Below are 19,566 nucleotides of genomic sequence, written 5' to 3'. Positions count from 1 at the left end.
GCATATGGAACTCATGCAGGATGCACGCAGAGCGGTACTCGAGCTGCGCTATAACGGAAAGGACGTTACTCAGGATATCACTAGATCGCTGACAGACTTTCAGTATAATGATGCTGCCTCGGGTTCATTAGATGATCTTACAGTTACGCTTGAGGATAGGGAGCGCAATTGGCAGGGGCCTTGGTCACCAGTTGAAGGCGATCAACTGATTGCTGCCATCCGCACGGTCAACTGGGACAAGCCGGGTGAAGTCAAGAAGCTGCCGCTGGGCACCTTTGAGGTAGACAGTATTGATTTTAGCGGCCCTCCTGATACGATCTCCATTAAGGCGGTCTCGCTTCCTGTTACCTCCGAGGTTCGGATGCAGCGCAGCTCACGCAGCTGGGAGAAAACCAATCTGAAAACAGTAGCCGCCCAAGTGGCCAAACGCGCGAAGCTCAAATTAATCTACGAGGCACAGGACAACCCCTCTTATGATCGGCTGGAGCAGTCGGAGGTGTCGGACTTGGCCTTTTTGCTGAACACAGCTACGCAAGAAGGTATCGCGATTAAAGTATCTTCTGGAAGCCTGGTGCTTTTTGATGAACAGGAATATGAACAAAAAGCAGCGGTGGCCACGATCGTGCGGGGGGAGACTAATGTGACGGATTACAGCTTCGCTTACAATACGGCCTATGCAGCTTATCGGGCATGTACTGTGACGTATACTCCCTCTCAGGGCAAAGAGTCCTTGAAGGCCACGTATACCCCTCAAGGCGCGCCTAAGAGCGGTCCAATTCTTAAGATTAATGAACAGGTCGACTCGCAAGCAGATGCTATGCGGCTGGCCCGTAAAAGGCTCCGGGAAAAGAATAAAGAGGGCGGCAAAGGTACTCTCTCACTTATGGGAGATCTAAGGATGGCCGCAGGACTCACGATTAATATCAAAGGCTGGAAGCGGTTCGACGGTAAATACATTATTGAATCGGCAAGGCACTCAATTGGAAGCAGCGGATATACAACCAGTCTGGACATTCGTAAAGTATTGGGGTGGTGAATGGTGATACTTATTGGCAGGGTATCTACAGCTAATCTGGCAGCCGGAAGTGTCAGGGTTACTTTTGCAGACCGTGATGATATGGTTTCCGGCGAGTTACCGGTTCTAACACCGGGCGGCTGGGGAAAAGGCAATGCAGTACCGTTGCCGGGAGAGCGGGTCGTGTGCGCTTTTTTGAATCATGCGCGTTCCGCTGGCATCTGTTTGGGAACCTACTTTGCGGATGACGGTCAGCCTTCCGGCACCCAGGATCAGCGGGGAGTATGGTTTGAGGATGGCAGCTATGTCTATTATGACCGAACAGCCCAGAAGCTGAATGTTAAGGCAACCGGCGGGGTGCTGATCGAGGGAGACTTGACGGTTACCGGCAAGCTGTCTGCTAGCTCAGTTCATGATGGAGGAGGCAGAACCGGATGAGCAATAAGGGCAGTAATGACCAGAAGCAAGATTATAAGATGAATAAAATTGGCAGTCTAGGCCCGGTGGTCTTTGTCGTTGCGGAAGGCGCCATTCGTACCATAGATGAATTCAAACGCAGCAGCTCCAGCCGGTGGGCGCAGCATGACATTATCGGCAAGAAGCCCAAGAAGGAATTTCTGGGACCGGGCGCAGATTCGGTTTCATTCTCGGTTCATTTCTCGGCGGCGCTTGGCCTTAATCCGCGCAAAGAGCTTGACAGGCTTACCGAGCTGGACCGTGCCGGCAAAGCGATGCCGTTAATCATAGGACGCAAGAATGTCGGGGTTGGGCTATGGGTGATCAGCAGTCTGTCGCAGGATTGGAACAGGCTGGATAGCATCGGCAATGTGCTGGACGCACAGGTCACGATCTCGCTTGAGGAGTATGTGAAATGATGTATACCATTGATATGACTCAGCCTAGCCTGATTGATTTTAGCCCGGTAACAGTAGCAGAGGAAGTGGCTCAGAATATAAGGATGATCCTGGCTACTCCGCTTGGGAGCGCACCGTTGGCCCGTGGAGTTGGTCTGGACTACTCGATTATTGATGAACCGGCATACATCGCTGAATCCCGCCTGACGGCAGCGATCATCACAGCCATTACAGAGGAGGAGCCGCGCGCAATCGTGGCCGATATTTCTTTTCACAAGGATATAGAAGAACAGCTTACAGGCAGCTTGGCCGTTGTATTGAAATATAGCCTGGCAGAGGAGGAGTAGGAATTGGAATATGCTGAATTACCGGATATCCGCTTTTCGGAGGAGGATGCAGCAGCCATACAGCAGAATGTCATCACTGTATATGAAGGCCTTGCCGGACGCACTCTACAGCCTGCCGATCCGGTGCGGCTTTTTTTGTCTTCGCTCGCAGCGGTGATTATCCAGCAAAAGGTGCTGATCAATCAGACAGCCAAAGGGAATTTACTGCGGTATGCCTCCGGAACATTATTGGATCACATGGGGGCTTTTCAAGGATCGAAGCGATTGGAAGCATCAGCGGCAATCGTTACGCTCCAGTTTGTTTTATCCATCCCGCTAGCATCAGCAACCTCGATACCAGCAGGGACACGCGTCGGAGTACAGGGCGGGAAGGGTTCGATATATTTTATAACCATGGAGTACTTGGAGATTCCTCCGGGAGAGACTGCGGGAATGATTAAGGCAAAATGCTCCGAATCGGGGACAACAGGGAACGGGTTCTTGCCCGGGCAGATTAATGTTCTAATGGACCCGCTGCCTTTTGTCCAGTCGGTAACGAATCTGACCACCAGCTCTGGCGGCGCTGCTGCTGAGACAGATGAAGCATTCAAGGAACGCATACGCCATGCGCCGGAATCATATTCAACGGCTGGACCTCAGGGAGCATATGAATTCTGGGCCAAGTCCACATCCTCGGCAATCAAGGATGTTCATGCTTACTCTCCGGCACCCGGGCGAGTTACCGTGGTTCCCTTACTGGCAGAAGGGGAAATTCCAGGGGAAGATGTTCTGAATTCAATTGCCGAGACTTTGGAGGACAGGGGAATCCGGCCACTGACAGATCAGGTAACCGTGAGTGCGCCGCAGCCTGTCAGTTATAATACTGCGCTGACCTATTATATTAGCCGCAGCCGGGCTGCTGAGGTTCCGGGTATCCAGGCGGCAGTATCGGCAGCTGTTGCTGCTTATCAGCTATGGCAGCGCTCCAAGCTTGGCAGGGATATCAACCCGTCAGAACTAATATCCCGTGTTATGGCTGCTGGGGCACTAAGGGTGACGGTAACAGAGCCCGTGTATAAAACCATGTCCGCAACCCAAGTGGCTTTGGCAGGCACAACGGCACTGACTTACGGGGGGCTGGCAGATGATTAATATCCAAACTTTAAGCCTGATCGAGCTGCTGCCGCTTCCTATTCGTAAGGACCCTGCCATGGCTGCGGCTGCGGCTGCGTTAGATATACAGTTGCAAGAGACAACCGCTATGATCGCCGGTCTGAATATATTCGGCCGGTCCGCTGAATGGACGGATGAGGAAACGGATGAACTGGCCTGGCAATTCAAGCCGCCGTATTATGATCCGGCTCTGCCTGTGGAACAGAAGCGGCTGCTGATTCAAAATGCAATTCCTTTTCACAGACACAAAGGGACTGCCAGTGCAGTAGAAGATTTGATCGCCATCCTGTTTGGCCAAGGGGCAGTCGAAGAATGGTGGCAATATGGAGGAGACCCTTATCATTTCCGGGTGGTCACCAACAATGCGGATGTGACTGCTGCACGGGCTCAGGAATTCATTGCCGCTGTCGATGCGGTTAAGAGGTTGTCTGCTGTATTGGATAGCGTCACTATTTCGCAAGCGGAGCCGCTGCCTCTTTATATGGGCGGCTTTTTACATTTCGGGGAACATATTCAGATTTAGGGAGGGAATCATGTGGCAGTATTTGGAGGCATGACACTGACCAATAAAGGTCTTGTGCTGCAGGGGAAAGCCCAAGCGGGGGGCAAGTTGAATTATACCCGCATTGCTGTAGGCGACGGTTCACTTACAGGACAAGCTGTTCCAGCGATGAATGGCCTGATTTCGCAAAAGATCAGTTTGCCGATTACACGAATAACCACACAGCCGCCTAATAAGGCGATTATTGGTTCGGTGCTGCGGAACGCGGATGTCTCTACAGGATTTTACTGGCGTGAAGTAGGAGTCTTCGCACAAGACCCGGATGCGGGGGAAATTCTCTACGCCTACGCTAATGCCGGAGTAACCGCAGACTACATTCCGCCAGGCGGCGGATCAGACATTATCGAGAAAACGTTCGATTGTGTCGTAGTGGTAGGCACAGCCGCCAATATTACCGCAGTCATTGATGAGTCGCTGGTGTTTGCGAAGAAGACCGAACTGGACGCTCTTGCTGACGCCAAGGTGGATAAGGTATCTGGCAAGGGGTTGTCTGCTAATGATTACACCACGGCTGAGAAGAATAAGCTGGCCGGGATCACCGCAGGAGCAGGCGGGGCAGGCACTGCCACGGATGCAGTTATTGGAAACCGGACGATCTCAGATACGACAGCGCCAACAGGAGACAGCGGCACCGTCACCAATCTGCTCGGTTGGCTCGCAAACACAGTCAAATCTATTACCGGTAAATCCTCCTGGCGGACTGCGCCGGCGACAACACTGGAGGCAGCTAAGGCGCATGCGGATGATGCTACCCGGCACCTGACGGCAGCGGATCGGACGGCTTGGAATGCTAAGGAGACAACAGCGGGAGCGCAGGCCAAGGCGGACGTTGCTCAAGCTGCAGCCGCAACGGATGCAAGTACTAAGGCAAATGCCGTTCAGGCTAATCTGACTAACCATGTAGGCAATACGACGGCGCACATCACAGCGTCAGAGCGGTCAGCCTGGAATGCCAAAGCAGATGCTTCCCAATTGGGCCGGGTAGACCTGACACAAACCCTGGGACCGGGCACATCGGTGGTGACGGCGAATCAGAACGGTAGTGAGCTGGAATTGGTGGTGCAGGGGCGGACGCTTACTAATATCGCAGCTAACACAACAGTCAGCTTTATTCCAAATGGAGCATACGCTTTAGTCACTACAGAAAACACTATAAAAAAGTACCAAGGTGTAGATGCAATCAAGGTAACTTACACTGGAACAGTGGGCAGTTCAACGACTGGTTATCAAATTTTGCATCCTAAGATTGATCCAACCAAATATTATGTGTTTGCCGTAGATGTGCAAGTAGTGGATGCAACATCAGGTCGAGCACTGTTTGAATACAGTGGAGGGGGGAATTCTAGTCTCACTGTTGCAGGAGCTTATGTAACCACATTAGGCTCTTGGCAGACTTCTTTTGGAAGAGTTGGCCCAACTGAACTAAATGGACGAACTGGCTTTTATCTTCATCTACAAGTACATGGTAGTGGGGCTAATCAGTCAGCTATTGGAACTGGATTCCGCATGTATGAAGTGTCGAAGTCTGAGTATGACTTGATAGGCACAACAGTGAACGCTTCTAATTTTAATGATTACTATCCGTTTGTCGCGGGCAGGCAGCACGTACAGGGTATTGCAGTGACTAAGCAAGGACGGAACCTGTTACCTGCAATTCCCCCATGGTTGCACGCTAATGCTAAAATAAACGGTCCGTATGATTTTACTCTGTCACCAACTGCTACTTACCAGTCATCAAACATTTATGTTGACGTTCTTCCCAATACCACATATACATTTCGTACAATGGGGGCGGGAGGTAACCTATGGGAGATTAAAGCTGAATCTACTCAAAATGGCGGAGTATCTTTTGTTGCAGGAACGCCACGTACCATAACTACAAAGTCAGATACGTATTCCCTAAGGGTTGAATTCACATCTACATTGACAAGTGGAACGATCAATTGGAAAGAATGGATGCTCGTTGTTGGGGATGCTACCTCCTTGCCTGAGTCATTTACACCAGCGGAGTCGCAGACCGTTATCCTTCCGGTGACGCTGGGGCAAATCGGGGATGTGCGAGACAGTATTTATAACGCAGGTAATGAGTGGATGTATGTGGAGCGGGTGCGAAAAGAATCTCTAAACGGCACACGTTCATGGTTTGTCTATGCTACTGGTACTGGCTATAAAGTAATCACTACTGCGCTGTCAACAATTCACAAGACTGATACTGAAAGAGTAATCAAGTACGATGGAACATTGCTAAAACACTTTTATCCTATAAATGCAGCAGATCAATCATTTTTCAATGCGGCTGGAAGTGTATATTTTAGTGTCAGCGTCTCCGATTCCGGCTGGGGAGATTCATTTGCTCCTTCGGGTACAGAATTAGCAGCGTATCTCTATGGGTACAAGATGAATAACGGGACCTTTGGAACGCCCTATAATGGAAGTGGCACAAAGACCTGGACGCCGATTTCTGCGACCAGCAATACCGGTGCTGTGACATCGGTGCCAACAACACAAGCTCCTGAATTCAATCCCTACACTGTTGATTATCTTCTGGCACAAGCGGCAGCTCCGATTTCCGTCCCGAACACCGAAGGAAGCATTACCCTGCATCCTGGAGGTAATCAGATCAGTGTGGAGACTGGGGTTATTCAGCGTGAATCCGTTGTTCCTAAGTTGGATTCGGGAAGATATTATGTTCTATCAGCAACACCACCAGGAACATACTGGGGAGCAGCCCGTTTAAGCAAAGAATCATCTAAAATGTTAGCGATTTATAAAGGTGCTGGCATTGACAACAAGTGGAGGTTCACAACACCGAGTAATGTCGCCGTTGCTTCACTTGCTCCAGAAGATTTCGACCCAAAAGCGGCCTACTACGTAACCTATATAGCCCGTGATAAATACGCTTTGACTACCAATGTCACAGAGACCGCTGCGACCTGGCGGACGGGCCTGGGCGGCGTGGTTTCCGATGTGGTCCAGAGTGTCGCGGAGCTGCGGCAGGATAATGACCGGCAGGACTTTGCTGATGATTATATCGAGGCCAAAGTCGATAATCTGTGGAGGGGTATTTCGGACGCTTCAGCGCTGCCAGACGCCATTCAAAAGTTTAAACTGACTGAGAGTGGAGGATGGGCCAAAAGGTATACAGGGACGTTGAATAGCTTGAGCACCCCAGGCTACTACTATATACCTAGTACACCTTCAGATGCGCCTAGTGGCTATACGGGTTCAGGTATTCTAGAGATACTCAGATTAGCAGATAGCACAGCAAATGTAATTCAAAGACTGACCATTTACGGAGCAGGGAGAGTATTTACTAGAGGCGGGGGGCAAGCTGGCGGCTGGGGAGCTTGGCAGGAAACCGGAATGAAGGCGTCACAGTTAGCCAATAACACGGATTTAAACACTCTGCCGGAAGGAGAGTACTTTGCTGCAAGCAATGCATCTGCTGCAACTCATATAAATATGCCTGCTGAGGTTGCGGGAGTATCGTACACCTTGAAGGTTTCAAGGAATGTTGGAGACGGGGTGACACAACTATTAACGACTTATCTAGTAAGTTCTCCAAGAATGTTTGTTCGGAGCAATTACAATGGATTATACGGGGCTTGGTACGAGATTGAGACCACTCGTACTAAGAATGCTGCTGGAGGATATGCCGGGCTAGACAGTTCTGCAGACATAGCTCTTTCTGTCATTCCCGATGTGGTCCAGAAGTACAGCCTCACCAAAGATGATGGAAAGGCTCTGACTATTCCGGCTGGAACCGACCTGAATACGCTCCTTACCATAGGCTTCTACACTGGCAATAATCTTGTTAATGCGCCGGGAGGCTCCGCTCAATGGTTCCATATACTGGTACAGACCCATTCTGGGGCATCCGATGGTACCGCTTATGTTGTACAACGGTTAATAAGCCTGACTGATGCAGGTACGCCAGTGGAGTGGATCAGACGAAGAGCTAATACTGTTTGGCAGCCCTGGGCTTCAATCCCAAACAGCAGTCTGTACAATGTTGCAAACGGAATAGCGGGTTTAACCTCCAGCGCTGTTTTACCGGACAACATCATACCACAGTCTATTACCAGAAGAGTACCATTGACGAACCAGCTACAGAAAAGTTCATACTACCGATCCGTTGTAGCGTTGTGCGAGCTAACAAACACGAATCCAAGCTACAATTCTTATAGCAATGGGTTGTTAACTATGCATCGTGGTAACGGTCTGAGCGGACAAGTAACGGCGCTTGTGAATGCAGAGAAACGGTATAATACAACGACCATGAACTATTCTGCGTTTCGTATAGGCACGACAGCGCAGGTGTTCCGCCCATGCACCTTCACATATAACGGTGTTAAGTATGGCGGCATCGACTTGTACATTACAGATGCAGAGTTTTCCTTTGTGGAGTTCAATGGGGCGACCAACTTTGGTATATTTGCAGTAGATTACTACAATAATCAGACGTCAACTAAGCTAAATTCCGAGATATTTGATTCCTTAAACACGACAACGGACCATACGTATATTAACGACATTAGCTTAAATGGGTCGGGATTAAACGCTGAACGTGTTGCAGGAAAAACCTTGGCCGAAGTGGTTCAGGGTTCTTTGTCCTACCTTGGTACCCTCGCGGGCAGCTCGCCTAATTACACCTGCACAGCAAATCCACCAATTGCGGCGCTTGCACCTGGGCAGCGGCTATCCTTTAAGGCCTTGTCATCCACCTCCGGCCCGATTACGCTCAACGTCAACGGCCTGGGAGCCAAGTCCATTAAAAAGCCAAACGGTAATAACCCGCCTTTGGTGCAGGGCGGAGTGTACACAGTGGTGTATGATGGAACGGCTTTTATCTTACAGGGTGAAGGGGGTGAGTATGGAACTGCCGAAGCAGCCCAGGTATTAACCGGCTATACCGTGGGGAGGGAGTCCGGTGTGGTGAACGGCGCGATGCCCAATAGATCAGCCGAGAATAACAATATCCCACCACTGGCTACCGCGTACTGGAAACCTTGGGACGGTGGACAACCAGAGGCTATGATTCATTTAAGACCTCCTGATGGTTACTACAATGGATCAACTTGGGTATCCGTTATTGTACCTGATTTGTTAGCGCAAAATTTGCCGGCAGATAAAAACGTCCTTGGTATGCAGGGGGCTATCCCACGCCGAGGCGCTTATACTGATTCTTCATCAACTGGCTGGGATGGCAACTACATGTATGTACGGATACCACAAGGTGTTTACCAGGACAACAGCGGATTGGGAACACCCGAAATCAGAGTCAGCGCTGCCCAGGCCCGGGCAGACGGCAATATCATTGCAAGGAATATCCGCGCAGGTGTCTGGGTGTATGGAATAGTTGGGACGTTGAAAGAAGGAAAGCAAGTAGATTCTTACGGGGACGGGCGCCCAGTATTAGGCGCTTTTCTACTAACCTCAACAGGACCTGCGACAGCCGTTGTTATATACTTTCAGATTAGCGGGATAGTTTATAGGGCTGTATACGATGAATACAATGTCGGCGGAGCAAACGAAAAGGCATATCGAGTAGATGGTGCCGGGTATGTAAGGATACAATGGTGGACTGGCAGTAATGTCGGGTTTAAATTCCCGGATGGTCAAAGTGCAGATGATGTTCACCAACCGTTTATTTTTGTTGCTAAATAAAAGGAGGTATTATCGTGCAAATCGGAATGAAAATCTATTATGACAAGGCAACCGGCAATATAATCCACAATACAGGAGAGTATGTCGGCCGGGGCCATGTTGAGACCACTGAGGACCAGGACTTCGCCAGCATCAAGGAGCTGGCCCAGCGCGTCCGGGAAACGGTCGGTGTGGTCAAGCTGCAATACGGCCAGTACTCCCGGGAGTTTGCGCAGTGCGACAGCTACCGGGTGGACCCGGAGACAGGTGAATTGTTGTTTACGTATCTTAACGAGCCGAACCCATTGGAGGGCCGCATGGCTGCTGTGGAGGCTGGAGCGGTGGACACCACGAAGCAGCTTGAAAATGCACTGTCACGGCTGAACGAGACTGAGGCGCAGCTGATGGATACACAGGTTGCATTGGCAGAGAGCTATGAAGAGCTTCAGGCTGCAAAGGTTGAACTGCAAGTCACCAAACAGGAAACGGTTGATGCCCAGGTAGCAATCACTGAGTTGTACGAACTGGTAATGGGCGGGCAGCAGCCGGAATCGCCCGTAGAGGGAGGTGAGACAGACAATGGCTAAGATATATGCAAACCTGATCAATAAGGGGATCAAGATGTTGGTACAGGTGCCTGAGAGCATTCGCGCCGATGTGGCCGCTCTGTTGGAGAGAGAAAATAAATAAGTCATAGCGTGCATTAGGTGTGAACTTGCATCAGGGGGCTATATCCAATGGTCTTCTTATTCCTCTAGAATATAATGAGAATTCTCAGTTAAAAGTCCCGAGGAAGACAGTAAGAATATTTATGTTATAACTTTTTCGTTCAATGAGAATGGAAAAGTAAAATCAATAGGGTTAAGCGATGCCTTTGCTATGCAAACCTTTAAATGAAAAATTTAAGTTTCGAAATATCTTAACGGCCTCTCCAGAAACGGAGAGGTCTTTTTTTGTCTTAAACCAAGTTAATCTTGATCAGGGTTAAATTCCACTCCAAACTTTATTCCAACTTGAACAAAACCCATTGACTTCGCCGGATAAACGGATATACTATATCTTATAGAATTAGTCGGGATTAACCTCGTAGGTTTCGATCTTGACGATATCCGGATGGAGGAAACTAAGATGAACCTGCTCGAGAAAGAGGATTTAATCAAAGTGAAAGCGGAAGAGCTGGAGAATGCTTCTCCCGAGGAGATTATCCGCTGGGCGGTGGAGACCTTTCCGAATATAACCTTTGCCTGCAGCTTCGGGGCGGAGGATGTAGTGCTGGTGGATATGATCCAGAAGGTGAGTCCTTCGACAGATGTGTTCTATCTAGATACGGATTATCATTTCAAGGAAACCTATGAGACTAGAGATATTATGGCTGATAAGTACGGGATGGAATTCGTCCGGGTATCTCCGCAGATTACGGTGGAGGAGCAGGCCTTGCAGTATGGGGAGGCCCTATGGAATACTGACCCTAACCAGTGCTGCGCGATCCGTAAGGTAGAACCGCTGACCCGTATTCTCTCACAATACGACGCTTGGATTACCGGGATTCGCCGGGACCAAGCCCCTACCCGGGCCAATGCGAAGAAGATAGAATATGATAATAAGTTCGGGCTGGTCAAGTTCAATCCGATTGCGAACTGGACTACAGAGGATGTGTGGAATTATATCCGCGAGAATGATGTAGTCTACAATCCGCTGCATGACCGCAATTTCCCGAGTATCGGCTGTGAGCAATGCACCCGGGCTGTTATGCCTGGTGAAGATCCGCGTGCCGGCAGATGGTCTGGTTCGGACAAGACAGAATGCGGACTACACAAATAAGATACGCCTAAATAAATATCGCTCAGATATGATCACTAATTTATCCGAACTTATTTACCCGCACGCACTAAGTTACCAGCACTCTATACAGCACACACAGGCATTGCACAGGAGGAGAGAACAGGGATGACTTCAATACTTCCTCACGGAGGAACGCTGATCCGGCGCATCGCAGACGGTGAAGAGAGAGAAGAACTGCTGAAGCAAGCTTCAGGCCATCAATCGATTGCCCTCAATACATGGACCTTATCTGACTTGGATTTAATTGGTGTAGGTGCCTTCTCGCCGCTCACCGGATTCCTGAACGAAGAGGATTATCACTCGGTAGTAAGCAATATGCGCCTGGCTAACGGAACCGTATGGAGTATACCGGTTACGCTGGCTATAGGTGACGAGCAGGCAGCGACTCTTGCAATAGGCGACAGAGTGGCACTCAAAGGCGAACACGATGATATCATCTACGGTTTGCTGGATATTGAGAGTATTTATACGGTAGACCAACAGGTTGAGGCGCACAATGTGTTCAAAACAACCGATCCCGCGCATCCCGGAGTCAGTAAGCTGCTGTCCCGGCCGGCAACTTATGTAGGCGGACCTATAACTGTGCTCAACCGCCCGCAGCCGGAGAAGTTCGCTGAATTCTATTTTGACCCCGCCGAGACCCGCCGGATCTTCGCCGATAAGGGCTGGAGAACGGTTGTAGGCTTCCAGACGCGTAACCCGGTACATCGTGCCCATGAGTATATCCAGAAATGCGCTATGGAGGTTGTAGACGCTCTGTTCCTCAATCCCCTGGTTGGTGAGACCAAGTCGGATGATGTTCCGGCCAACGTGCGGATGAAGAGTTATCTGGCCTTACTGGAGAATTATTATCCGGAGAACCGTACCTTCCTTGGCGTCTTCCCGGCAGCGATGCGTTATGCGGGCCCCCGTGAAGCCATCTTCCATGCCATGGTGCGCAAGAATTACGGCTGTACACACTTCATTGTCGGCCGTGATCACGCGGGTGTTGGTGATTATTACGGCACGTATGAAGCGCAGGAGATCTTTGCGAACTTCACCGCCGAGGAGCTGGGCATCACGCCTCTGTTCTTCGAGCACAGCTTCTTCTGCGTGAAGTGCGGCAATATGGCCTCCAGCAAAACCTGCCCGCATCCGTCTGACCAGCACTTGACTCTCTCCGGTACGAAGGTACGTGCGCTGCTGCGTGACGGACAGTGTCCGCCTCCTGAATTCACTCGCCCTGAGGTGGCGCAGATTCTGATTGAAGGTATGTCACCGGAAGTCTCTGTAAACTCCTGAGAGCCAGTACTATTTGGCCCTCTTGTCCCATATAGATGAGTAGAATCTATCGGGACGAGGGGGTTTTTGTTATGTCTGGAGGGCAGAAGCATAAAGTCTCGGTCTGGATCTCTTGGCGCAGCATCAAAAAAGGTATCCTGGGCGCTGTGCTGCTCACGATAATGATCGGAATCATCGCCTACGACATGCCGACTGCCAAGACGGTCAATTATTGGAGCCTGCCGCTCTCCGGCAAGGTGATTGCCATTGATGCAGGTCATGGGGGACCGGACGGGGGAGCAGTGAGCCGCTCAGGCCTGATTGAGAAGGATATCAATCTCTCTGTGTCGCTGTACTTGCGCGATTATCTGCAGCAGGCTGGGGCGATTGTGGTGATGACCCGTGAAGGGGATTATGATCTGGCCCAGGGCAGCACCAAGGGGTACGCAAGACGCAAGACGGAGGATCTGAAGCAGCGGGTGCGGAGCATTGAAGAGAAGGGCGCCGATCTGTTTGTCAGCGTACATATGAACAGTATTCCCTCCAACCGCTGGAGCGGGGCGCAGACCTTTTATTATCCAAGCAGCGAGAGGAACAAGGCCTTGGCCGGGCTGGTTCAGGATGAGCTGAGAGCTACACTTGAGAATACGGACCGCGTGGCGAAGACAGCGAATACCATTTATTTGTTAAAAGTGTTAAAGATGCCGTCCGTGCTCGTTGAGGTAGGCTTCCTGTCACATCCTCAGGAGTCCTTGCTCCTTGGGGATGATCTGTATCAGCGGAAGGTGGCAACCAGCATCTACCGGGGCATCCTGCGGTACAGCTCCGAGCAGCCATAGCGGCATAGGGTGGGACTACTCTTCCCTCCGGGGGTAATGCTATAATAGGTACAAATACCGGGGCTTACCGCCGGATAGGAACAGAGGTGCTTTTCCATGCAGACCAGGGAACAAATTCAGGAACTTTTACAGCCGCTTACAGACCCGGAATCCGGAAAAAGCCTGATCGAACTACAGTTAATCCGCGATATCATGATCAAAGAGGACCGTATTTCGTTATCCATCGTATGTCTGGATTCGGATGAGAAGAAGCGGATGGAGCTGGAGCAGCAGGTACGTGACCTGCTTACGGCGGGCGGGGCAGAACAGATTCATATCCGCCTGCGTGATGCCACCGATTATGAACGGGCTATGCTTCGCGGAGAGGGCAGCGGGGACGAGCCGGATTCAGATGAAGGGGAGAAGCTCAAAGGACACGCAGCAGGCCTTGAGGGGCATGAGCTGATTAACGAGAACTCAGGGGTGAACTTCATCGCGATCGCCAGCGGCAAGGGCGGGGTCGGGAAATCAACAGTAACCGTGAATCTGGCCGTGGCACTGGCCCGTAAGGGCAAGAGAGTCGGCCTGATCGATGCAGATATTTACGGCTTCAGTATCCCGGACATGATGGGAATTGAAGAAGGGCCGATCGTGGAAGAAGGAACGATTATTCCGGTAGAACGCTTCGGCGTCAAGGTCATGTCGATGGGCTTCTTCATCCGAGAGAATAGTCCGGTGATCTGGAGAGGACCGATGCTTGGCAAAATGCTGCGCCAGTTCTTCGCCGATGTCGGCTGGGGGGAACTCGATTACCTGCTGCTGGATCTGCCTCCAGGTACGGGCGATGTGGCCCTTGATGTCCACCAGATGCTGCCGCACAGCAAGGAGATCATTGTCACTACCCCTCATGCTACAGCTGCCTTTGTGGCAGCGAGAGCAGGCTCTATGGCTCTGCAGACCGAGCATGAGATTCTTGGCGTCATTGAGAATATGGCGTACTACGAATGCTCCTCCTGCGGCAAAAAGGATTACATCTTCGGCAGAGGCGGCGGAGCCCGTCTGGCGGAAACGCTGCATACAGAGCTGCTGGCCCAGGTGCCGCTGGGTGCCCCGGACAACCATATTTCCGAGCCGGACTTTTCACCGTCAGTATATAAGGCGGATACGGCTACCGGAATATTGTTTGCAGACATTGCAGACAAGCTGATTGCCAAGTACGAGCAATAATCATCCTTGGCTTTGCCATGCACATAAACAAATAAGGCCATGTCCCATCCACGGGGCAAGGCCTTATTTTAAAATATAAGAGGTTAAGAACCCGAACCGGAATCGTCTCCGCCTTCCTGCTTCTGGCTGTCACCGCCCTGCTTGTCCTCCCCGCCGCTGCCGCCTTTACCCCCATCCTTTTTCTCAACCTTAGGCTGCAGTTCATCCTGGACCACGGATTTGAGAAGCGTAAGTACTTCCATTCGGAATAGCGGGTTCTGCATAGCCTCCTGCATAATCGTCATGGACTGCTTGCGGTAATCCGGAGTCTTCGTAAGATCGAGGAACATTTTCGTCATTTCGGGCGACTTCATAATTTCTCCAACCGACTTCTGATAAGTGGGGTCCTTGATCAATTGAAGATGAAGTTCCTTGCTCTGTTTATTAATCGCTTTGGCGAAATCGCCGGCAAACTGCGGATCAGTCATGATTTTTTCAATTTCCTTCTGATACTCCGGCGCGGTGAGGGTATCTTTAACAGCGAGCCGGATCTGCTCCGTGGTTTGCATAGGCATCATCTTCATGCTTAAGCCGCTGGCGGCGCTGCCCTCTTCTGAGCTTGGAGTAGACAAGGCCTCCTCTACAGCCTTTTTCCCTTCATCACTTTTCAATATATCGACAACCATCGTCTTCATTTCCTTATATCCGCCTTGTCCCGAAGAAGAACTGCTCTGTTCGCCCCCGCAGGCCGTCAAGGTGATTATCAAGCCAAGTGCCAAGCCTCCAGACCAGATAGCCCTCCATTTCATTGGCGCTGCCCTCCTTTATAGAATTACTGATTGTAGTATGCCGCGCCAGGGCACATTTATGTTGAAGCGGAATGGTTTTTTGACGGTAACCTTGGTAAAATAAATCTGACACGGGGAGGTGGAAGTACTGAGCTTGAGAAAATGGTTTTATTTGTTCTGGACCACGCTTTTGATCGGTGCAGGCGGGGCTGTCATTGCTGGACTTGCTCTGCAGATAGGGAATGGCGGTATACAATTTAAAGGCACTGCCGATCTTCTCCTGTACTCCCTCATTCTTTTGGGCTACGGAGTGCTTGTAAGCGTATACGCCCAGCTCGGATTTTTTGCATATCTGATCCTCAACTATACGGGCATCGGGGTGTTCCCGCGCAAGGCGTGGCGTTACATACAGCTGGTGCTGGCCGTGCTGGCGTTGTTTGAGCTGATGTTCCTGCGCACCTTTGTCAGCGGAGACCAGAGCGCCCGGACGGATTTGACGCTAGGCGTGGCAATTCTGTTCACTGCACTTATTGTATCTTGGGTCAAAATTCGCAGCACGAACGCGTCAGCCTGGGTCCCGACCTTTTTTTTCATGACAGCCATCACTATAGTGGAGATTATCGGTGTGCTGCGGATCGGCGTGGACAGCGCCACCATCTTTATTCTTGTACCGCTTATCGCCTGTAATGCCTTCCAGATTCTGATGCTGCACCGTGTACTGAAGCCGGCCACAATCGGACCATAGCAATCATGCTCAAAACCCCGCCCCTCTGTATACAACCAGGGAGGCGGGGTTTTGGCATTGCCTGTGGGGAGCGGTTAGAATGAAGATGAAGAGGTTAATCTTAAAGAACAGAGTGGAGGAGGGAATATATGAACATCAAGCGCTATATGATAAAAGACACCAGTGAAACACGCCTGAAGGACCTCGATCCTGATGAACGGGGAGACTTCAAATCCAAAGAAGAAGCCGAAGCCAAAATGGAGAAGCTGAAGGAACGGCTGGTCAAGCTGCAGGATATCCTTTTTGCACAGAAAAAGCATTCGCTGCTGGTCATCCTGCAAGGAATGGATTCAAGCGGTAAGGACGGAACCGTCAAACACATCTTCTCCGGCATCAATCCGCAGGGGTTCATCGTAACCAGCTTCAAGAAGCCTTCACTGGAGGAAGAAGCGCACGATTTCCTGTGGAGAGTTCATATGAAGACCCCGCCCAAAGGCTATATTGCCGCATTCAACCGTTCGCATTATGAGGATGTGCTGGTGCCCCGCGTGCATGGCAGTCTTAGCAAGGAGGATGCCAAGCGGCGGTTCCGCTACATCCGCCAGTTCGAGGAGATGCTGGCGGAAGAGGGAACGACGGTCATTAAGCTCTTTCTGCATATCTCCAAAGAGAAGCAGCTGGAGAAGATTAAGGAGCGGCTTGAAGATCCGGCGAAGCACTGGAAATTCGATGCCAGTGATCTGCAGGAACGCGAATACTGGGACGATTATCAAAAGGCGTATGAGGATGTTTTCCAGGAGAGCAGTATAGATAAGGCTCCGTGGTACTGGATTCCGGCGAATCACCGCTGGTACCGCAACTATCTGGCCCTGAAGATTGTGGTCAAAACGCTGGAGGGGCTTGACCTGAGCTACCCGAAGCTGAATACACCGACGCCTGATATCTCTCAGCTGATCTCACCGCGTCACTGATGCCATACACAGGTAAGGGAGTTACATTCCTGCAGCGTCTTCCAGGCCATTATTCAGCAAGGCGGAATCGCGGACTTCCTTACCGTTTGCACTGCTTTGGCTAATTAGCTCAGAGACGGTTACGAACTCATACCCCTGGCTGCGGAGCTTATCAATAATTTGAGGCAGGGCTTCATGTGTTTGTTTGCAGGAGTCGCTGGCATGCAGCAGCACAATATCCCCGGGATGGGCTTTGCTCGTTACACGGTTAACGATGTTATCCACACCGATGTTCTTCCAGTCCAGTGAGTCCGTGTCCCATTGAATGACTTTATAGCCGAGATCGGTGGCCACCTGCAGGACTCTTTTGTCAAAATCACCGTTAGGCATTCTGATCAGGTTGGGCTGAGAACCGGTTAGCTCCGTCAATACTGTATGGGCAGTACTGATCTGCGTGCGGATTTCATCATTGCTTAGCGTACTGTAGTTCACATGCTTGTGACCGTGGCTGCCAATCTCGAACCCGGCGTCTTTGATGCTTGTAACGATCTCAGGATGGGTTTTGCTCCAAGGTGAGGACAGGAAGAATGTCGCTTTATCCACCTTTTTGTCTTCCAGCACCTTCAGAATCGGCTCAGGCCGTTTCTCTCCCCAGCTGATATCGAAGGTTAAGGCGATCAGCTTCTTTTCCGTCGGCACACTGTAAATGGCAGAAGGGGCAGCTTCAGAGAATACGGTGATATTGCCCCTCTCCACATAGACAACGCCGGCGGTAAGAAGCGCAGCAGCAAAAATGTACAGGAACCGTTTGATCTTTTTGCCGCTAAATACATAAAAAGAATTCATAATGTCAGCGCTCCTCTCCCATGCGAAATGCTTGTTTGTTCTAAATGTATGCTCGTACAGGGCGCTTATGACCTCAGATATGAATCATTCCATACGAAATGCAATTCGGCAGAATCCAAATCAGGAGGTACGCATGTTATCTTTTAATACATTTATCAAAGATCTAAGGACAATTCGCACCGCGCTCCTAATGGCCACAATCCTGTTCATAGCCGGGGGAATCTTGGGCTGGCTCGGCACAGGTAGTCTTCAGCAGCTGCTGAATGAGCAATTGAAGGGGATCAGTAAGATTAGCGGGAACCTTAGAGAGTCGTCCAATCCGCAGTGGAGCTTTTTTGTATTCATTTTTCTGAACAATAGTATCAAAAGCGTAGTCATCATTTATCTGGGCGCCTTATTCGGCCTCTTGCCGGCATTCTTCCTGCTCATCAACGGTGCGGTTATCGGCTATCTGATTCATTTGTCCGCGATACAGGGACAGGATCTGTTCACGCTGATTGTAAAAGGACTGCTGCCGCATGGCATCATTGAGATTCCGGCCATCATCATTGCCTGCGCCTTTGGGCTGAAGTTCGGCAGTAAGGTGCTCTCTGCACTCTTTGGAGCGATGAAGCGGAGCGGGGAAGGGGCAATGAATTGGCAGGCCTTTATGCGGCAGACCTTCACCGCTTCGGTCTGGATTGTGATTCTGTTATTTGTGGCAGCAATCATCGAGAGCACAATTACATTTTGGCTTTTATCATAAAATCTTGGGGAATTGTGCATAACAGTAAAGCCGAAACATTTGGATCTGCTGCCAGGTTGAATAAAGAGAGTCCATAAATGGAATTTTCTTATGATAATGGTTATAGGTTCAATACTCCGGTTAATTTAGTGTAAGCACTTCAATAGAGCTTCCCACATCAAATGGCTTTTTTGAGTGAGATGAAACGGCGTTTGATGGTTTTGGATAATTATGAATTTCATGAAGGAGGCCAAGCATATGTTGGGGATGTTATTCAATGAGAAGGAATGCAAGGAGCTGGACTATGTTTTGCGCAAAGAGCTGGATGAGATGCTACTGGATATGAGTGATCAGCGTTTAGATCAGAACATTAGGCATGCGATTGCCAATCGATATAAAACAGTTTTCCGTATGTATGCACGATTTGCTCCACAGAAAGAGCTGTCTAAGTATGCATGGGGTGGACGTTCTTCTCAGTTCAAGCACTAGGCTGAAGCAGGCTGATAACCGGAATAAATAAAATGAATGAAATAGCTTGACGAAAAGGGAGCCGACATGATACATTATATCTCGCGCTCCTTTTGAATGTTTAAAGAGAAGACGCAGGCAAGAAATAATGAAAAATAACTTTTTCAAAAAAAAGCTTGCCAAACAACGAAACACTATGATATATTATGAAGGTCGCCGCTGAGATGCGGTGAAGAGCTAAAATGAGACATTGATCTTTGAAAACTGAACAACGAGTGAGTGGGAAATCGCTTCGGCGAGATCCAAAAATGAGAATGTAAATTCTCGTCAGATGTTTCAAAATGAGCAATCGCTCTTTCTAAAT

General features: G+C 50.1%; 19 protein-coding genes. 17 read left to right on the top strand and 2 right to left on the bottom strand.

The annotated features are described in order from the left end of the window. Positions 1 to 4 precede the first annotated feature (4 nt). From C173_RS01700 to C173_RS01645, 13 genes are all read left to right on the top strand, one after another. Entirely contained in the window at positions 5 to 1,036 is a 1,032-nt protein-coding gene (locus tag C173_RS01700) for a phage late control D family protein (protein ID WP_036721796.1), read from the top strand. Then, positions 1,037 to 1,453 (top strand): phage baseplate assembly protein V, encoded by a 417-nt coding sequence (locus tag C173_RS01695; protein WP_036721793.1) that lies wholly within the window; start codon positions 1,037 to 1,039, stop codon positions 1,451 to 1,453. After that, positions 1,450 to 1,890 carry a phage tail protein gene (locus C173_RS01690; RefSeq protein ID WP_235191732.1) on the top strand — a complete coding sequence of 147 codons (441 nt, stop codon included), beginning with the start codon at positions 1,450 to 1,452 and terminating at the stop codon, positions 1,888 to 1,890. Before C173_RS01695 ends, C173_RS01690 begins: the two co-directional genes overlap by 4 nt. Beyond that, the gene (locus tag C173_RS01685) at positions 1,887 to 2,216 is read left to right on the top strand and encodes a lysozyme (RefSeq protein WP_036721791.1); all 330 of its coding nucleotides are present in this window, start codon (positions 1,887 to 1,889) and stop codon (positions 2,214 to 2,216) included. The genes C173_RS01690 and C173_RS01685 overlap by 4 nt, the downstream gene beginning before the upstream one ends. Positions 2,217 to 2,219: 3 nt before the next feature. Beyond that, entirely contained in the window at positions 2,220 to 3,347 is a 1,128-nt protein-coding gene (locus C173_RS01680) for a baseplate assembly protein (RefSeq protein WP_036721788.1), read from the top strand. Further along, on the top strand, positions 3,340 to 3,891 hold the full coding sequence (locus C173_RS01675; RefSeq protein WP_036721785.1) for a phage tail protein I: 552 nt from the start codon (positions 3,340 to 3,342) through the stop codon (positions 3,889 to 3,891). Before C173_RS01680 ends, C173_RS01675 begins: the two co-directional genes overlap by 8 nt. A 12-nt stretch (positions 3,892 to 3,903) precedes the next feature. Further along, complete coding sequence (locus C173_RS32630) at positions 3,904 to 9,597, top strand: phage tail-collar fiber domain-containing protein (RefSeq protein ID WP_051477756.1); 5,694 nt, start codon at positions 3,904 to 3,906, stop codon at positions 9,595 to 9,597. Between the two features lie 14 nt (positions 9,598 to 9,611). Beyond that, positions 9,612 to 10,163 (top strand): hypothetical protein, encoded by a 552-nt coding sequence (locus tag C173_RS34585; RefSeq protein ID WP_051477755.1) that lies wholly within the window; start codon positions 9,612 to 9,614, stop codon positions 10,161 to 10,163. Next, positions 10,156 to 10,266 carry a CD1375 family protein gene (locus C173_RS35295; protein ID WP_268748425.1) on the top strand — a complete coding sequence of 37 codons (111 nt, stop codon included), beginning with the start codon at positions 10,156 to 10,158 and terminating at the stop codon, positions 10,264 to 10,266. Before C173_RS34585 ends, C173_RS35295 begins: the two co-directional genes overlap by 8 nt. A 438-nt stretch (positions 10,267 to 10,704) precedes the next feature. After that, positions 10,705 to 11,397, top strand: a complete 693-nt coding sequence (locus C173_RS01660) for a phosphoadenylyl-sulfate reductase (RefSeq protein ID WP_036721783.1) — start codon at positions 10,705 to 10,707, stop codon at positions 11,395 to 11,397. Between the two features lie 126 nt (positions 11,398 to 11,523). After that, positions 11,524 to 12,699 carry a sulfate adenylyltransferase gene (sat, locus tag C173_RS01655; RefSeq protein ID WP_036721781.1) on the top strand — a complete coding sequence of 392 codons (1,176 nt, stop codon included), beginning with the start codon at positions 11,524 to 11,526 and terminating at the stop codon, positions 12,697 to 12,699. A gap of 71 nt (positions 12,700 to 12,770) precedes the next feature. After that, entirely contained in the window at positions 12,771 to 13,517 is a 747-nt protein-coding gene (cwlD, locus tag C173_RS01650; protein ID WP_036721779.1) for an N-acetylmuramoyl-L-alanine amidase CwlD, read from the top strand. A 96-nt stretch (positions 13,518 to 13,613) separates the two neighbouring features. Next, positions 13,614 to 14,723, top strand: a complete 1,110-nt coding sequence (locus C173_RS01645; protein ID WP_036721776.1) for an Mrp/NBP35 family ATP-binding protein — start codon at positions 13,614 to 13,616, stop codon at positions 14,721 to 14,723. Between the two features lie 83 nt (positions 14,724 to 14,806). Here C173_RS01645 and gerD read toward each other — a convergent pair whose 3' ends face one another. Then, on the bottom strand, positions 14,807 to 15,511 hold the full coding sequence (gene gerD / locus C173_RS01640; protein ID WP_036721773.1) for a spore germination lipoprotein GerD: 705 nt from the start codon (positions 15,509 to 15,511) through the stop codon (positions 14,807 to 14,809). 127 nt (positions 15,512 to 15,638) lie between these two features. On the opposite strand from gerD, the gene C173_RS01635 reads away from it, so the two are divergent. Then, positions 15,639 to 16,235, top strand: coding sequence for a KinB-signaling pathway activation protein (locus tag C173_RS01635; protein WP_036721907.1), 597 nt, complete (start codon positions 15,639 to 15,641; stop codon positions 16,233 to 16,235). Between the two features lie 128 nt (positions 16,236 to 16,363). Next, complete coding sequence (locus C173_RS01630) at positions 16,364 to 17,185, top strand: PPK2 family polyphosphate kinase (protein WP_036721770.1); 822 nt, start codon at positions 16,364 to 16,366, stop codon at positions 17,183 to 17,185. Between the two features lie 21 nt (positions 17,186 to 17,206). Here the strand turns inward: C173_RS01630 and pdaB are convergent, their stop codons facing one another. Continuing rightward, positions 17,207 to 18,010, bottom strand: coding sequence for a polysaccharide deacetylase family sporulation protein PdaB (pdaB, locus tag C173_RS01625; protein ID WP_036721768.1), 804 nt, complete (start codon positions 18,008 to 18,010; stop codon positions 17,207 to 17,209). A gap of 190 nt (positions 18,011 to 18,200) precedes the next feature. Here pdaB and C173_RS01620 point away from each other — a divergent pair, with 190 nt between their 5' ends. Beyond that, on the top strand, positions 18,201 to 18,755 hold the full coding sequence (locus tag C173_RS01620; protein ID WP_235191731.1) for a stage II sporulation protein M: 555 nt from the start codon (positions 18,201 to 18,203) through the stop codon (positions 18,753 to 18,755). Positions 18,756 to 18,992: 237 nt separating this feature from the next. Continuing rightward, positions 18,993 to 19,223, top strand: coding sequence for a hypothetical protein (locus tag C173_RS01615; protein WP_036692450.1), 231 nt, complete (start codon positions 18,993 to 18,995; stop codon positions 19,221 to 19,223). Positions 19,224 to 19,566 lie beyond the last annotated feature (343 nt).

It is taken from the genome of Paenibacillus sp. FSL R7-277, assembly GCF_000517965.1.
Taxonomy (GTDB): domain Bacteria; phylum Bacillota; class Bacilli; order Paenibacillales; family Paenibacillaceae; genus Paenibacillus_AQ; species Paenibacillus_AQ silagei.
This window is presented reverse-complemented; position numbering and strand designations above follow the sequence as displayed.

Coding starts and splice junctions, on each gene's coding strand:
- C173_RS01700 (WP_036721796.1), top strand. CDS start 5: ATGGAACTCATGCAGGATGCACGCAGAGCGGTACTCGAGCTGCGCTAT.
- C173_RS01620 (WP_235191731.1), top strand. CDS start 18,201: ATGGCCACAATCCTGTTCATAGCCGGGGGAATCTTGGGCTGGCTCGGC.
- C173_RS01695 (WP_036721793.1), top strand. CDS start 1,037: ATGGTGATACTTATTGGCAGGGTATCTACAGCTAATCTGGCAGCCGGA.
- pdaB (WP_036721768.1), bottom strand. CDS start 18,010: ATGAATTCTTTTTATGTATTTAGCGGCAAAAAGATCAAACGGTTCCTG.
- C173_RS01660 (WP_036721783.1), top strand. CDS start 10,705: ATGAACCTGCTCGAGAAAGAGGATTTAATCAAAGTGAAAGCGGAAGAG.
- C173_RS35295 (WP_268748425.1), top strand. CDS start 10,156: ATGGCTAAGATATATGCAAACCTGATCAATAAGGGGATCAAGATGTTG.
- C173_RS01630 (WP_036721770.1), top strand. CDS start 16,364: ATGAACATCAAGCGCTATATGATAAAAGACACCAGTGAAACACGCCTG.
- gerD (WP_036721773.1), bottom strand. CDS start 15,511: ATGAAATGGAGGGCTATCTGGTCTGGAGGCTTGGCACTTGGCTTGATA.
- sat (WP_036721781.1), top strand. CDS start 11,524: ATGACTTCAATACTTCCTCACGGAGGAACGCTGATCCGGCGCATCGCA.
- cwlD (WP_036721779.1), top strand. CDS start 12,771: ATGTCTGGAGGGCAGAAGCATAAAGTCTCGGTCTGGATCTCTTGGCGC.
- C173_RS01685 (WP_036721791.1), top strand. CDS start 1,887: ATGATGTATACCATTGATATGACTCAGCCTAGCCTGATTGATTTTAGC.
- C173_RS01645 (WP_036721776.1), top strand. CDS start 13,614: ATGCAGACCAGGGAACAAATTCAGGAACTTTTACAGCCGCTTACAGAC.
- C173_RS01675 (WP_036721785.1), top strand. CDS start 3,340: ATGATTAATATCCAAACTTTAAGCCTGATCGAGCTGCTGCCGCTTCCT.
- C173_RS01615 (WP_036692450.1), top strand. CDS start 18,993: ATGTTGGGGATGTTATTCAATGAGAAGGAATGCAAGGAGCTGGACTAT.
- C173_RS01690 (WP_235191732.1), top strand. CDS start 1,450: ATGAGCAATAAGGGCAGTAATGACCAGAAGCAAGATTATAAGATGAAT.